The sequence below is a fragment of the Novosphingobium sp. TH158 genome (genome assembly GCF_002855555.1).
Lineage (GTDB): Bacteria > Pseudomonadota > Alphaproteobacteria > Sphingomonadales > Sphingomonadaceae > Novosphingobium.
Map to the genome: position 1 here is coordinate 241,266 of NZ_PKRT01000002.1, position 15,271 is coordinate 256,536.

A 15,271-nucleotide genomic window follows, 5' to 3' on the forward strand; every position below is an offset into this window, starting at 1 on the left:
CGGCATCATGCTAGATGTCCTCCGACGGGGGGCGTGAAGTTGTGCCCTGTCGAAATGTGGAGCACGCGGTGAGGAAAATCCCAGCGAACCTGGCACTTGTTGCGCTGACGGCTTCGTCGTTCGCGGCGTTCGCAACAACTTCCCCTTCTACAGCACAAAGCAGCGTGGGAGCTGCCGAATGGTCGCAGGTACCCAAGGACGTGCGCTATTGCGTCAACACCGCCCTTCTGTCCAAGAAGAACACAGTCGATCGCATCGAGGCGGCAGGAATCAAGCCGACCGACGCGCGAATTCTCAAGGCGGTCGAATTTTGCGGCAAGATCATGCCGTTCAAGCCAGCTAAGGATTTCGCCTGCGATGCAAGGAATGCCAGGGGCGAAACGGTCCGGTCCGTGTGCAGCCAGTCTTTCGCGATCGAGAGCGAACGGGGGCTTACGCCTGTTTCGCGTGACGAATATATCCAGGCAGTCGCGCTTGGCCAAAAGGTCAAGATCGCGGTTTTCGACAATGCCGCCATCAGGGAAGCGTCGGGCGAAAAATACATCGGCCAGGCCAGCAGCCTGACGGAGAGAATCAGCGCAGCCGACCGGGCCCTCGCAGGAGAGCTTTACCGGCAGTATGAGAAAAGCAGCACGGCAGGCGAAGACTTCCGCCTGCTTTACCGGCTCCCGAACTCCTCCCGGAAGACCTACATCGATGTGAATTCGCTCAGGGACCTGTTCGTCGCTGGCAGGAACTACCGGTACTATACGCTGCTGACGATCGATGGCGGCTATGTGTCGCACCAGAAATACGTCATGGACTGCCAGAGGAAGGTTCATGGCCCGGCCGGGATCACCGAGATAGAGCGCGGCCTTGACACCTGGTGGCCCTGGCGGGTCAAGGATCCGTACAAGGGCATCATCCTGACCCAGGACGATCCGCAGGCAGAGATTTCCTATGTCTGCGACGATCGCAACATCCGGATGGGCAGGCTTGCGGCAAGCGAAATCCTGGGCAGCGACGAGTATGCCAAGCTTCAGGTTTCGTTCGCTGCGGCCATGAAGGAGCGGGATCGCAAGCTGGCCGAGGAAAAGTTCAAAGCGCCAAGGGGATACTATCTTGCCTGCGCGGGCCGCAATTCCTTGAAAGATTACAACATGGTGTTCGTAAACTGCCAGAGCCGCGCCGATGTGGTTGCCAAATTCAAGTGGGCCCTTGGCAAACTGAACGGCGGCACCACCGAATATGAAATGATCATGGCCCGCAACTGCTATCAGCAGTTCGTCAAGTTCAACCAGATGGATGCCATGCTCAGCTCCGATCCGCAGATCCTTGGCGGGCTGTTCGCGACCTGCAATGGCGGGCTTGCCGGCCTTCAGGGTCCGAGTGCCTTTGACGCGTCAAAGCGCAAGTAGGCTGGAAAACGCCGCTTAGGCAGCAGATCGGCGCGGCCAGCCACGCGGGCTGATCGCGACGTTGCGTCTTGCGGCCTTAGCGCTGCCCGTCCCGCAGGAGGGCGGGTTCGCCGAGTGCCCTTTCCAGCTCTGCGCGGAATTTCGGGTGAGCCAGCCCGATCAGGGCTTCGGCTCGCTGGTGAAGCGACTTGCCCTTCAGGTCTGCCCAGCCGAATTCGGTGACGATAATGTGCGTATCGTTTCGCGGTGTGGTTACGGGGCCGGTCAGGGAAGGCACGATGCGCGACACTTCCCCGCCCCGGGCCGTGGACTCGCAGGCGATGATAGATTTTCCGCCCCTTGAAGCGGCCGCCCCCCGGACAAAATCGAGCTGTCCGCCCGAACCGCTGTATTGGCGGCCGAGGAGATGCTCCGAATTGCAGGCACCGCCAAGGTCGACCTGAAGGGTGCCATTGATCGAAACGACATTGTCATTCTTGGCGATGTGGCGCGGATCGTTGACGACCTGGACAGGCAGCGAATGGATCGACGGGTTGTCGTCGATGAAATCGTAGAATGCCCGGTCGCCCATCGCAAAGGTGAACACGCTGCGACCGGGGTACGTGGTCTTTGCCTTGTTGGTAACGGCACCGCACTGGATCAGCCGGGCCAGCGCCGGGGTGAACAGCTCGGTATGGATGCCAAGGTCCTTGCGGTCTTCCAGCAAGGCGCAGACGGCCATCGGCAGCGTCCCGATACCGGTCTGGATGCAGGCGCGATCATCGATCATGTCGGCAATGGTGCGGGCAATCGCCAGCTCTGCATCACTCGGCTGGCCGCAGGTGATTTCCGGAAGCGCAGCGGCATGCTCGACGATCGCATCCACCTCGGAAACGTGCAGCAGGGAATCGCCAAACACCCGCGGCATGGCCGGGTTTACCTCAACGATGAGGCGGCGGGCACTGCGCGCGGCGGTTGAAGTGTAATCGTTGCTGGTGCCGAAGGTGAACCAGCCATTGCGATCCATGGGCGAGACGCAGGTGATGCAGGCATCGAGCTCGACCCGTTCTGTCAGCAATTGCGAGGACTGGCTGAAGGCCACTGGCACGAACTCGATCGCATCGGCCCCGAGCTTCGAGACAAGGTCGCGTTCCACCTTGCTCAGGAACATGCAGTGCGGGCGAACCCGGCCGAGCAGTTCCGGCTTCAGGACCGTACGTGCGGCGAGTTCAAGCGAGTGGAAATACCACAGCCGCAGGTCCGAAAGCGCCGCCTTCTCCACGCGCTGGGCCAGGGCTTCAAGCAGGGCGGGAGGCTCGGCGACCGCCATTCCCATCGCCAGGTTCATGCCCGAGCCTATCGCTGCAACGGCTTCGCGGGCATCGACCAGCTTGGAGCGATAGAGTTCCCGAGGGTTCACTTGGCCACTCCTTGTCCCCGCCTGCTGAAGGCCGCGATGCGGTCTTCGTAATCAGGTGCACGGCCGGGCTCGTTATCGCGCTGGTACTGCAAGGCCTGTTCAAGCGACATCCCGTCGGCAAGGCGCATCAGCCGCTTGGTATGACCATTCGTATGCCACGAGTTGGCAAGGATCTGCCCGGCAAAACCGGCGAGCCGGGTTTCGAACTCCCCTTCCCCGGCGAGAAGGTCGACCAGCCCGATGGCATGGGCTTCGGCTGCGGAGTGAACCTGCCCCGTCATCATCATTGCCTTGGCCGCCTGGGCACCAATCCGGCGGGGCAGGCGCTGGACCATGCCCCAGGCACCCACCAGCCCCCACTTCCCATGAGTATCGGCAAAGCGAGCCCCGGCATCGGCGACGATGAAATCGCAAGCCAGCGCCAGTTCGAGACCGCCTGTATAGCAGACGCCGTGAACAGCCGCGATCGTCGGCTGGGGCAACGCCGCCAGCCGGTCGATAATCCGCGGCTTGAACTGGAGTGTCCCCGGCGAGATCGACGTCAGATCCGCGCCAGAGCAGAAACCCCGGCCACTGCCGCGCAGGACAACGCAGCCGATTGTCTCCGTCTGCCGCTCAAGATCGGCCAGATGGGCGTCGAACTCATGGAAGCTCTCGTTATCCAGAGCATTAAGCTTGTCAGGCCGGTTAAGCGTCAGGGTGGCAAGGCCATCCCGGTCTTGGCGCAGAACACGCGCCTCGCTCATGCAGGGACTCCCCGGGAAAGGGCGGCGCGGGCAGCATCCGCCATGTCGGGCACGCCGCAGGCGGCGACATATTCGTGTTGCAGGCGTTCGACCAGTTCGGCGACAGTGGGCACATCGTCGATCAGGGCGATGCCCTGCCCACCGCTCCAGATGTCGCGCCAGGGGGTCTTGCCCGCAGGCAGGTGCTCGGTGCTGCGACCTTCGGGAATGAAGAGGTTGTCCGGATCGAGCCCGATCTCCGTCAACGAGGCCTTGAGCCACGACGCGGGGAGCCCGTTGACCCCCCGGGTGTAGATGACATCGGTCGTGCTGCCAGCCACGAGCATGGCCTTGTAGGCATCGGGCGCAGCGGATTCACGGGTGGCGATCATGCGCGTCCCCACATAGGCCAGATCGGCGCCCAACACCTCGGCTGCGCGGATGGCCGCGCCGGTAGAGATTGCCCCGGCCATCACGACAATCCCGCCAAACATGCGCCGGACCAGCGGGACAAACGCCAAGTGGCTGATGGTGCCCGCATGTCCGCCACCGCCGGCACCGATGCATACGATCCCGTCGACTCCCGCTGCAGCAGCCTTTTCGGCAAAGCGGACGCTGGTGGCATCGTGGAAGTGGAGCAGGCCGTATTCCTGGACCAGCGGGGCATTCTCGGTCGGGTTGCCTACCGAGGTGACGATGATCCGCACCCCATAGCGACGGCAAAGGTCGAGATGCTGGCGGAATTCATCGCGGCCGAACGTGGGCGAGATGTTGACCGAAAGCGGGCCGACCTTGCGATCGGGATGGGCTGCGCCGAACCGGTCAAGCGCATACCTTACCGTGCGAAGCTGCTCTTCCAGATCCTCCAGGTCGCGGCAATGGTTGCGGGTCAGAGATCCGATCACGCCTGCCTTGCAGCAGGCAATGGCCAGTTCAGGGCCACTGACGAGGAACATCGGCGCCGCAAAGGCGGGCAGTGTCAAATGGCTGCGCAGATCGTCAGGCAAAGGCATGACACGGTATCTATCACTGGATTGCAGTCAGGGAAGACGCCATTTCCGGGCCGGCAAGGGCGAACGCCGAATGCCGTCTCTCGCCTTCAGAATGGGATAAACAGCTCGAACCGGACCGTGTCGGCGGTTGGCTGGTTGAATGATACCGAGCCCCTGTGCAGGCGCGCAACCTGCGATACGACGTAGAGGCCGATACCCTCCCCTTCGCCGATCTGCCCCTCGCCGCGCACCTTGAGGGCAAAGATTTCACCCTGAAGATGGACAGGATCGGATACCAGGTTCGTGACCGAAAACAGAATGCCCATCCGCTGTTCGCAAATTTGCAGTTCGGCGTGCACTACGGTCTCAGGTGGCGAATACTTCAGGGCATTGTCGAGCAGGTTACGCAATGCCAGCCGCATGAGACCAGGGTCGACAGCGATGAACACGGGCTCGCTCGGACAGGCAATGTCCAGCCGGTGCTGCATGGCCGAAGGGCAATCCTGCGCCGCGAACCTAACGAGATCGGTGATCTCGATTGCATGTTCCGCATTGCTTTCCTTGCGATGGACCAGCGATGCGCCGACAATGGCGTTGGAAAGAGCCAGCGTTATCGCTTCGATGATGGTCTGGACGCGCGTGGCCATCGCCTGAAGGCGCTTGTTGGATGACTGGTGGGATGCCTGCTTCAGTTCCGCGATGATCGTCTGGATTGCCGCCTGGGCGTTGTTGAGCGGCTGGCGCACTTCATGCGTCAGCAATTGCAGCAGGATCAGCCTCTCCTGCCCCGATTGCGACAGTTGCCGGTTGTATTCGCGCAGCAGCCGCGAATGTGCGCCAAAGCTCGCCTTGCGGCGATCAGCCAGGCGGTGCAGCCGCGCCATCCGGCCGGTAATCAGCCATAGGAAGCCGATCTGGAGAAAAACGGTCACCGCGATCAGCACCGCAAGCGAAAGCATCTGCGAGAGTTGGGTTCCGACAAAGGCCTGCTGCTCCCCGAAGGGATAGGCCTTTGGCAGGCGCAAGCTCAGCATGACGAAGGAGACTGAAAAGGTAGTCATCAACAGCCCCCTGGCCGGCAGGCCCCGCCAGGCGCGGTTATTGCGCATAGCGAGCCATGCTACGCCCGAAAGAGCCATTCCCCCGAGGCTCAGTGTCACTAACCGGTAAGGCGTGGTGAAGATGTAGCATGCGAGCACGAACACTGCGGCGGTCAGTGCCACGAAGAGTGCTGGTCGCTGTCTGAAGGCCCGCTGTGCGACGGCGCTCAGACAGACAAACTTGATGAATGCCCCCAGCAGGGCGAGGGCTGAATTCGTGGCATTGAACAGGTTGGACGCATCAGGCTGATTGGCCGGGTAGGAATACAGCGAGATGCCGGCGAGGAAGTTGCTAAACACCCATACGTAGGCGAGACGGCGATAGTGCTCGTCTGCCACGAAGATGATGCACATGCTGGTCGTTGCAAGCAAGATGCTTTGCAGGATTACAGCTGAAAGAACATTATCCAGCACCATGCGACCCGTGTTTCCCTTCATTGCGGACAGTCGGCTCCCTCGACCGACTGCACCGCTTCTTGTTTGCGATCAGCGCTGAGGGGAATTCACCCGGCCAGACACGATCTTCATCAACCTACACTCTCTCCTCCGCCGGCATACTGCGGGCTTCTCCGGATCAGGCCGGAATAAAGAGATCGAAAGTAACGACACTTGGCGAAGCCTGATGGTACGCCAGAGTGCCGAAGTGCACCTTCGCGGTTTCGCTGGCGATAAACAGGCCGACGCCATAACCTTCATAGATCTTGTCGACGGAGCGCTTGCCTTTTTCAAACAGGTTGCCGTGCATCGACAGGTCGTCAGCAAGTTCATTGGTCACGGAGAATTTGATGCCGAAGCTCGACTCATCGACGATCACGCGGAAGTCTATCGCGGATCCGCGCGGGGAGTAGCGTACCGCATTGTCCAGAAGGTTGCGCAGGCAAAGGCGCATGAGAATCGGATCGCAATCGAGGAAGATTTCGTTTTCGGTCCGGGTGAAGCCGATTCTGTGCTGTTCATTTACCGGACAGTCCAGAATCGCAAGTTCGCAAACGGAGATGACATCGACCGCCTTGAAGCTGGCCCCCGCACCGCGCTCGATCAGCGTCGCTCCGGCAATTGCATTCGACAGGGTCAGGACAATCTCGTCCAGCACCGTCTGGGTCTTGCTTACCGTGCTCTGCAATTTGGCAGGCGTTGCCTGCGGCAGCGCCATCTCCATCACGATTGCCTGCAACGCAGCCTGGGCATTGTTCATAGGTTGGCGCACCTCGTGCGTGAGCATGCGCAAAAAACCAAGCCGCTCCTCCGAGCGCCGTGCCGCATCTTCCTCGGCAGCCTTTGCAAGACGATTGCGTTCTGCCGCCCGTGTCGATCGCCGCTCTGCCAGCACCCGCTGTCGCGTCTCGCGCTTTGCCAGCAGTCCTATGAAGGCGACCTGCATGAAGAACGACAGCACAATGATCGCGAGGACCGAGACGATCTGGTTATGGTTGCTGCCGTAGAATTGCACCTCGTTGCCGATCGGATAGGCCGTGAGGAACCGGGGAAACAGGATCATCGATCCCACAACCGACGCAAAGCTCATGAGATTGTAAGCCCACGACCCACGCCAGTAGCGGGACTGGACAAGACGGAACGCGGAGGCCGCCATAGCGAGCATGCCGCCACTGGATATGAAGAGCAGATGGTAATTTCTTGGCACGACGTGCGAAATCAGGACGAGGCCAACCGACACAACCGCCAGCACTAGGTAGGTACGGTTGCGACGCCAGGTGATCCTGCCATCGCCCAAAGCCAGCCCCTTCAGCAGCCCGGCAATGATGACATACAAAGGATAGGTTATTCCGAAATATCCCGTCGGCGTTCCCAACGTGGCTGAGAAGTAGACGCCGATTACCCCGAACACGTTGGAGATCAGCCACACGGCCTTGTGCCAATCCGACTGCCCCACCATGATGATGCAGAGCGAGAAGGCGATAGCCTGACCCGTGTAGATATAGCCGACAGTCTCAACCAGGGAGATCATTCGGCAGGGGCTCCGCCGCCATCATTCCGCACGCCGACAAATTGGTAACCGACGCCGTGGACTGTCTTGAAGGGAGCGGGCATTCCGCTTTCCTTCTCGATCTTCCGCCTGAGGCGGAAGATCGCGGCGTCCAGATTGCGGTGGTCTGACCCGCCATGCATTTCGGCCGCTTCGACCAGATCTGTGCGCGTCACGGGCTGGCCATCCGCGTCCATCAGCCGCAGGATGAGGCGGGATTCAAGGACGCTGAGCGAAACTTCGGTGCCATCAGGCGTGACCAGTGCCATGCCGTGCTTGTCGATGGACCAGCCATTATCCCGGGCTTTCGTCTTGGGCGCCCGTCGCCAGACAGACGAGATCGCATGCGAAACCTGATCGAACCGCACCGGCTTGTTGACGAACATGTCCGCCCCGGCGGCGAGAGCCGAGTTGAAGGCGTCTGGCCCCATGCGACCGCTGATAACCAGAATGCCGGCATCGGAGCGTGCCCGTATCAGTGCCGTCAGATCGACGCCATCCAGCCCGGGCAAACCTAGGTCGACGATGAAGAAATCGAATTCGTCGATCCAGTTGCTCTGCATGAATTCCTCAGCAGAGCCGAACACCTTTGCCTGAGCCTTCCGAAGCTCGAGATACTGGGCAAGAAACTGCGCGAAGTCCGTATCATCGTCGATGATGCATATGCGGTCGGGAAACATTTCGGTCACTTTACGCATCCTGTACCGTGACGGGCGACGAGACCCGACAGCGCAATTTAACTGCAGTTTGCCCTGCGGCAGAACCGAGACCGCACTTCAAGGCCGGAAAGGCAGCGCGATCCGCAACCTTCGCAACGGCTCGAAAGCAGTTCATAAAATCTAACGAACCATGACAGCAGAATTGTCAAGGGCGTCCACCGCGGCGACGCCCAAGCGCTACAGCAGATATTTCGCGTTATCTATCTAGTTTATAACGGTTTGTTTGGCGGCTTGATCCGATTCCGCATCAAAACGCCGCGTTTTGATCCGAAATCATATTAATCATATCTTACGCTCGACGAGCATGAGGTCGTAACACATGACTCCGTGAGCAGTCTAATATGCTCATTTATCTCTTGTGCTTTGATAAGGTTTTTACAATCATGACTGCACGTAAAGTCATATGTGCGCTGGTTATCGCGGGGGCTGTAGGGCACCCCCAAGCGCGAGCCAACAACGTTGGCGAGAACGCAGGCTGGCAATTCCAGTCTACGGCCGAAATGGCCAACATGGCCTATATCGAGGAGATCAGGCGGAAAAATCAGAGCGGTGCCTACAATTCACCCACCTACACCTACAACATCGCCACCCAGAACAACTTCAGCTGCAGCAACTCGGCCAGCTCATCTGGCAACAGCGGAAGCACGACTGCCTCCGCCAACACGCCAAGCGCAACCGGCGCTTCGGGCAGCTCTTTCGGCAATCAGACGACGGCGTCCGAATCGACCCAGGGACTGACAGGCGATGTCGTCCTCAACAGCGGGCAAGACAACACCGGTCCGGTGCTTGCCACGGTTACGGGCGATTCCTTCTCCGATGCATCGAACAACCTTTCGCGTCAGGTCCTGAACACGATCCAGGACAACAGCGGTCTTCAGGATTCCAGCATCAACGGTTCGAACGGGTGTTCGTTCAGCGGCCCGACCGGATTCTCGCAATGAAACCGCAAGGCCAGGGGTGGAAAAGCCCACCCGATCGAACGCGTCGGCGCCGCGCTGGCATGCTCGCCGGTGCCTGCTTGCTGGTGGCGGCCACCTCCGCCTGCGCACCCTTCCCGACAAAGGTGCGCCGGCAGGTGGTTGCGCCCGGAGAAGTGCCCATCCAGCTCGGCACCCCGGCGCGCGACAATTTGACACCGATGGAAGCATCGCTCGCTTGCTTTGCCCGCACACTCGCAGCCACGGGCCGCAAGCCGATGGTGATCGGGGTTGGCGAAATCAAGGATTTCACCGGTCGCTATTCGATCAACGAGGGCAACGTCGTTACCCAGGGCGGTTCGCTGATGCTGTTCTCGGCGTTGGGCAAGATGGGCGGTACGGTTCGGATCGCCGAACGTTACGATCCATCGATCGCGGAACGTGAACTGGCCTACATGGACCGGCGCCAGCTCGGCAATGGCCAGTACCAGGAAGTAAATGGCCAGCGCGTGCCATGGCTGCCCTATTTCGGCGGCACGGTTCAGGCGTCCGACTACTACATCGTCGGCGGCATCACCGAAGTGAACTACAACCTGTCGTCAGGTGGCGCAGAGGCAGCGCTGGACAACATCGGCTTCAAGGGGCGCACTTACAGCCAGAGCATCGCCATCGACTTGCGGATCGTGGACAGCCGCTCGCTCGTCGTGATGGATGCAATCAGCCTGTCCAAGCAGTTTGTTGGCTATGAAGTCGGGGCAAATTCGTTCCGCTTCTTCGGCATCGGCCTTGTCAACGTAAACCTGGGCGCAAAGGGTCAGGAACCGCTGCAGCTTGGCATCCGCGCCACGATCGAAGAAGCCGCGATCCGGCTGGTAGCCCGCATATCGGGGATCGATCCGTCAGCGTGCCTGGCTCTGAGGACGGACGAAATCCAGCCCCAGTCAGCCGAAGCAATCTTCCAGAAGCTGGCAAAACAAGACGCTCTGAAGGCTTCGCAGCGAAACCTGGCGACCGATGGGAAGCGACCTCCCGCACTTCCCCCGGCACCGCAACCGCAAGCCCAGCCAGTCGCTGCACTTGTCGCCCCTGGCCCCAGGCCCGCACAAGCACCGGAAGCCGTCGCGCCAAAGCCGTCACTGGCGGCATCGCCGCGTCTGGCCGCGAAGCCAGTGGCTGCAACGGAGCAGTCGCGGACAAGACCAGCCGCAGCGCAAGAGAAGTCGACCGGCGCTCAGCCGAAACCGGGCTTGCCCCCCAAGCAGGCGCCTGTGCCTGCCCGTCCCGCGGCCAAACCCGCACAGCCACCTGCAGCCGCCCCCGCCAAGCCGGCGACGACGCGAGATGCCACGCTCCAGAATCCGGCTGCATCGGCAGCAGCGGCGACGCAGGCTTTCTCTGTCGCTTACGAACTGGGCAACCCGAACCTCAGCGCTTCGGCTCAGGCGGTCATAGACCGCATCGCGACGATCGTCCGGCAGGGTGGCAGCGTTAGCATCTCCCTGCTCGCACCGGAAACCGAAAAGCTCGAACCCGGCCAGCGCAATCGCCTGCTCGAACAGCGAATTGCCAGTCTGATCCTGGGCCTGGCCAGCCGAGGCATTCCCGCATCGGTCAGCAACCTGACCTGGCGGCCGCAAGCAACCGATTCAACAATCTATCGCGAAAAGCCGGGGGTGCAATTGATAGCAAAAATGAGAGTCATGCGCTGAATTTCACTTCATTCTTAGGAGAAAAAAATGAGCAAGATTAAAATAAACAAGCTGCGCTTGCTTCAAGGCGCAAGCACTGCACTCATCGGCACTCTGTCGCTTGGCATTGCCCAGGCCCAGACCGTGGAAATCGGTTCGGTCATTACTGTGACCGGCGCCGATTCCGCGACCGGTTCCGACCAGTCGAACACCAAGAGTGTCACGGCTGACGTGACCTCGGCCACGAACACCATGTCTGCCGGCGCGACGACCAACGGCTCGATCACGCTTGACGGCTCGACGTCCAAGACCGGTGCGGCGGCGGTAGGCAATACCGATACACTTGCTGTCTCCGACACCGACGGGGCAGAAAATGCGACCACCGCAGTCATCACCGCTCGCCAGACCAACACCGGCACTAGCGGCGTTGGCGGCGCCGACGTGGCTGTCGATGCCGACACCACGGATACGCTGGTTTCGCTGACCGTTGGCGCCACCACCGGCGGCAACTACACGGTGAAGAACGTGACCGATAGCGCCACGGCCACCGGCAACACCGTTGCCCAGACGCTGACTCTGGGCGCGACCAGCCTGACGCTGGGGACTGCCAACGCGACCGCCGACACTGCGGGCACCAAGGATCTCGACGCGGTTGCCAAGGCCGTTGCGGCGAGCCTGCAGCTGAACTCCCTGGCAGACGTGTCCGCCACCAATGACGGATCCACCGTCAAGCTCACGGCCGGGGCGGCCACTTCCTCGGCACTCAAGCTCGACGCGACGACGCAGGATGCAACGGCTATCGGCAGCACTGCAACCAACGGCATCGCGCTTTCCGGCACGACCGTAGGCGCAGGTGCAGCCGTTGTTGCGCAGCAGGAAAACGACGCCAGCAGCTCGGTCGATGCCGCAACGACTGCATCCACCCTGCTCACCGTCAGCTCGCTGGCCACCGGTGCCTCGGCAGCGTCGACGAACAACACCATGCAGTCGCGCGCGACGGGTGCAACCACCACCAACTCGCTGTCCGTCAGCGCTACGGGCATTACTCTGGGCGCGCCTGACACGGATGTGGCCGCCACCATCGTTTCGGGCGCAGCAACCGTCGAAGCGGGCTATGCCGTGATCAACGACCAGCTCGTCGCCGGTTCGGTTTCCGCGACGACCACGGCGGACGGTTCCGATGCCGCTATCAAGATGAACGTCTCCGGCAACGTGTCGGGCGGCAGCACGGTCACCAATGATGCCAACACGCTGTCGGCGCGTGCCATCGGTGCGACCACCAGCAATTCGACTGCAATCGCCGTTGGTGGCACGTTCAGCCAGGCAGCCGATGCCAACGGTGGCGAAATCGCCAATGTCGCGACCGTCGCCAACGTCCAGAACATCTCGGACGGGGCTAACGTCAAGGCCACTGTCGATACCGGTTCTGCCAACAGCATTCTTACCAACGTAGGCGGGACGGTCACTTCGTCGGCAATCACCACCTCGTCGAACAAGCTGCAGGCCAATGCCGAAGGTGCCACGGCGACCAACAGCCTTGCGGTTTCGGCCACATCGCTGACCCTCAGCGCTGACACCACCGCCGCCGCCAACAGCGACTACAACTCGACCTCCAGCACTGCGACTGTCGATTCCGCGTTCTCGGTGGCCAACGTCCAGACCAGCGGCGACAGCGACATCGAAGCCAAGCTGCTTGATCCTTCGGTCGTCAGCACCACGGTGACCGGTGCCGTTACCAGCTCGAGCATCGCCTCCAACAGCAATGGCCTCGATGCCTTCGCCACGAGCAACAAGGCGACCAACAGCGTTTCGCTTTCGGCCACGACGGTCGAAACCGACGCAGGCCTGGTCAACGCGCAGTCGAGCAATGCCGATGTGCTGGCCTCGATCGGCTACACCTCGACCACGGCTGGCGCCGCGGCTTCCGATGCCGGCGTGACGGTGGTTCTTTCGGACGATGTCGAGGACAGCTCGGTCTCGGTGAACAGCAATGTCACCCGCGGCTCGGCCATCGCCAACTCGGCCAGCAATACCCTCAGCGCCTCTGCCACCACCATGAACGGTGACGGCACCGACGTTAAGGCCACTGCGACGGGCGACAACACCGGCGACCTGACCGCCACCGGCGATTACAGCCTGGCCAGCACTCAGTCGCTCGGCGCTGACAGCAGCTCCAACACGCAGATCGCCGCCACCTATGCGATCGACCAGGCAGACGACATGACCCTGTCGGATTCTCGCCTGAGCGTGAGCGGCAACATCCAGTTCGGCGAAGCGCTGGGCAACACGGCAACCAACCGCGTCACCCTCTCTGCAACCGATGCTGGTGCGGGCATCAACCCGACGGCTGCGCTGAGCAACGTGCAGGATGGCGATACGGCGGACATCGACGCCACCTCCCGCATGAACGCCTATGTCAATGCGGCGGCTGATGGATCGGCGATCACGCTGAGCAACAATGCCAATACCGCTCTTGGTGTCATCAACAATGCCAGCAACTCGATGACAGTTGCCGCAACGGCCCTCGATGGCGCAGCCACCGTCGGCTCGGTGACGACCAGCAGCGATACGGCCAGCGCCGACTATGCCATGGTCAATTTCCAGACCGCCGATGGCACGCTGGACAGCACCGCAAGCAGCACGCTGTTCAACAGCGAAAAGGCTGACACCACGACCGCTGGAACGGCTGACAGCCGCGTTGCCTTCAACAGCAACTCGACCACGGCTGAAGCCTCTGCCAACCGCGTTGCCAATGCCCTGCAGGTTTCGGCCCTGGACAACGGCGCAACGGCTGCGCTGGGTAACACCCAGATCAGCGATGCCGCTGTCAACTCGACGGCGACCAGCTCGGTCGGCTTCACCATGACCACGGCTAACACCGGCAAGGCACTGAGCGGCAGCTCGGTCAACATCGACGGCAATACGACCACAGCTCTGGCCCGTGGCAACACGGCCAGCAACACGCTGAGCTATGCGGTGGGTGCTACCTATAGCGCTCCCACCACCGGCACGGCGATCACCGGCACGTCCTCGGCGGCTGGCACGGCTGTGGTCCTGAACGATCAGTCGAACTCGGGCGCAGTCACGGCGCTGAGCGATGCCGCAACCTACGCGGTCGTGCTCAACTCCGGCACCGGCACTGCCATGTCGAACTCGGCTGCATCGGCGAGCAACAATGCCGTCAATGCGTTGGCCTACGGTAACTCGGCGGTCAACAACCTGACCATGGCGACCTTCGGTGCCGGCCTGCCGTCGAATGCAGTAGCGAGCGTGCAGTCGAACAGCGGCGCGATCTCCGCGACTGCCTCGAACGTCACGTTCAACATGGGCGTAACCGGTTCCACCACCGGCTCGGTCATGCGCAACACTGGCAACAGCGTCACCGCACAGGCTGTCGGCAACAGCTCCGTCAGCACGATTGGCGGGGTGTAACCACGGAATTGACCGCCTAACCCCTACCGTGTCGGTCAATATCAAACGGCAATCATAGCCGTGAAAGCACAAGAGAAACTGGGTGGGAATTCGTTCCCACCCTCTTTTCTCTCCAAGCAATTGAAAGGGGAATGCAATGATCCGGGATACTGAAAAGCACAGCGGTCCCGCCGTCTCCGTTACCGCAGGAAAGTCAGCCCTGCTCGGAGCGGTGGTCCTGGCCGTCTTGCCGGCGACCGCCAGTGCACAAATGACTCGATCCGGGCCCACGGGCGGCTCGGGCAGCTACCAGTCGGGCTCCGGTTCGCAGAGCTCGCGAACGCAATTGTCCCATCAGTCACCATCGCGGTCGGAAGGCTCGCGGGACTATCGCTCGGGCTACGGTGGCCATGACTATCGCCAGGGGCGCTCGGACAACCACGAGGCGCGCCGGTACGACGGGGACCGCTCGAAATACGCTTCGCGCGGGGATCACGACAAGCGCTGGGATGGCGACAGGGATCGTGGACGCTACGACCGGCCGTCCGGCAAGGACGGCCGTTATGGCGATTGGGGCCGGTCCGGCCGGCAGGCTTTCGACCATCGCGGCGACAGGTCCTACGGACGCGTCGACCGGGGTTACCACGGCCCCTACGGCGGCGTTCGTGGCCCTCACTACGGACCTGCACGATATGGTGCGGCCTATCCGGGCTGGGCCTATCGCGGCCTTGCACCCTATGCGCCCTACGCGTTCTCGCCGCGGGTTGCCGTGGTACCCACTTACCGCGGCTGGGCCGTCCAGGCCGGTAATGTCTTCGTAGTCTCGGCGCCCCGCCTGCCGGTTTTCCCCGGCTGGGCCTACGCGCCGCGCTGATCGATTCCTGAAACTGGATGCGCGGTGCTTGCATTGCGCATCCGTTTTTTTGATCGGCAACTTGC

Annotated in this window: 11 protein-coding genes; 5 read left to right on the plus strand and 6 right to left on the minus strand. The window is 61.5% G+C overall.

Annotation, left to right across the window (positions count from 1 at the left end):
• The first annotated feature begins 56 nt into the window (after window positions 1-56).
• Window positions 57-1,397 (plus strand): hypothetical protein, encoded by a 1,341-nt coding sequence (locus C0V78_RS14200; RefSeq protein WP_144039925.1) that lies wholly within the window; start codon window positions 57-59, stop codon window positions 1,395-1,397.
• A gap of 76 nt (window positions 1,398-1,473) precedes the next feature.
• On the opposite strand, the gene C0V78_RS14205 is transcribed toward C0V78_RS14200, so the two are convergent.
• The 6 genes from C0V78_RS14205 to C0V78_RS14230 all read right to left on the minus strand — a co-directional run bounded on the left by C0V78_RS14205 (window position 1,474) and on the right by C0V78_RS14230 (window position 8,277).
• Entirely contained in the window at window positions 1,474-2,796 is a 1,323-nt protein-coding gene (locus tag C0V78_RS14205; protein WP_101798567.1) for an acetyl-CoA hydrolase/transferase family protein, read from the minus strand.
• Window positions 2,793-3,542, minus strand: a complete 750-nt coding sequence (locus C0V78_RS14210; protein WP_101798568.1) for an enoyl-CoA hydratase/isomerase family protein — start codon at window positions 3,540-3,542, stop codon at window positions 2,793-2,795. The genes C0V78_RS14205 and C0V78_RS14210 overlap by 4 nt, the downstream gene beginning before the upstream one ends.
• A complete protein-coding gene (locus C0V78_RS14215) occupies window positions 3,539-4,534 on the minus strand; it encodes a nitronate monooxygenase family protein (RefSeq protein WP_101798569.1) in 996 nt (331 codons plus the stop codon). The genes C0V78_RS14210 and C0V78_RS14215 overlap by 4 nt, the downstream gene beginning before the upstream one ends.
• 86 nt (window positions 4,535-4,620) lie before the next feature.
• Window positions 4,621-6,051 (minus strand): sensor histidine kinase KdpD, encoded by a 1,431-nt coding sequence (locus C0V78_RS14220; protein WP_101798570.1) that lies wholly within the window; start codon window positions 6,049-6,051, stop codon window positions 4,621-4,623.
• 136 nt (window positions 6,052-6,187) lie between these two features.
• Complete coding sequence (locus tag C0V78_RS14225) at window positions 6,188-7,579, minus strand: sensor histidine kinase KdpD (protein WP_101798571.1); 1,392 nt, start codon at window positions 7,577-7,579, stop codon at window positions 6,188-6,190.
• Window positions 7,576-8,277 (minus strand): response regulator transcription factor, encoded by a 702-nt coding sequence (locus C0V78_RS14230; protein WP_254049972.1) that lies wholly within the window; start codon window positions 8,275-8,277, stop codon window positions 7,576-7,578. The genes C0V78_RS14225 and C0V78_RS14230 overlap by 4 nt, the downstream gene beginning before the upstream one ends.
• 539 nt (window positions 8,278-8,816) lie before the next feature.
• Here C0V78_RS14230 and C0V78_RS14235 point away from each other — a divergent pair.
• The 4 genes from C0V78_RS14235 (at window position 8,817) to C0V78_RS14250 (ending at window position 15,206) form a co-directional block, all read left to right on the plus strand.
• Entirely contained in the window at window positions 8,817-9,257 is a 441-nt protein-coding gene (locus C0V78_RS14235; protein WP_101798573.1) for a hypothetical protein, read from the plus strand.
• 83 nt (window positions 9,258-9,340) lie between these two features.
• Window positions 9,341-10,942, plus strand: a complete 1,602-nt coding sequence (locus tag C0V78_RS15075) for a CsgG/HfaB family protein (protein WP_254049964.1) — start codon at window positions 9,341-9,343, stop codon at window positions 10,940-10,942.
• 27 nt (window positions 10,943-10,969) lie between these two features.
• Window positions 10,970-14,353, plus strand: coding sequence for a hypothetical protein (locus C0V78_RS14245; protein ID WP_101798574.1), 3,384 nt, complete (start codon window positions 10,970-10,972; stop codon window positions 14,351-14,353).
• A gap of 250 nt (window positions 14,354-14,603) precedes the next feature.
• Window positions 14,604-15,206, plus strand: a complete 603-nt coding sequence (locus C0V78_RS14250) for a hypothetical protein (protein ID WP_144039927.1) — start codon at window positions 14,604-14,606, stop codon at window positions 15,204-15,206.
• The last annotated feature ends 65 nt before the right edge of the window (window positions 15,207-15,271 follow it).

Coding starts and splice junctions, on each gene's coding strand:
- C0V78_RS14210 (WP_101798568.1), bottom strand. CDS start 3,542: ATGAGCGAGGCGCGTGTTCTGCGCCAAGACCGGGATGGCCTTGCCACC.
- C0V78_RS14215 (WP_101798569.1), bottom strand. CDS start 4,534: ATGCCTTTGCCTGACGATCTGCGCAGCCATTTGACACTGCCCGCCTTT.
- C0V78_RS14220 (WP_101798570.1), bottom strand. CDS start 6,051: ATGAAGGGAAACACGGGTCGCATGGTGCTGGATAATGTTCTTTCAGCT.
- C0V78_RS14225 (WP_101798571.1), bottom strand. CDS start 7,579: ATGATCTCCCTGGTTGAGACTGTCGGCTATATCTACACGGGTCAGGCT.
- C0V78_RS14230 (WP_254049972.1), bottom strand. CDS start 8,277: ATGTTTCCCGACCGCATATGCATCATCGACGATGATACGGACTTCGCG.
- C0V78_RS14235 (WP_101798573.1), top strand. CDS start 8,817: ATGGCCAACATGGCCTATATCGAGGAGATCAGGCGGAAAAATCAGAGC.
- C0V78_RS14245 (WP_101798574.1), top strand. CDS start 10,970: ATGAGCAAGATTAAAATAAACAAGCTGCGCTTGCTTCAAGGCGCAAGC.
- C0V78_RS14250 (WP_144039927.1), top strand. CDS start 14,604: ATGACTCGATCCGGGCCCACGGGCGGCTCGGGCAGCTACCAGTCGGGC.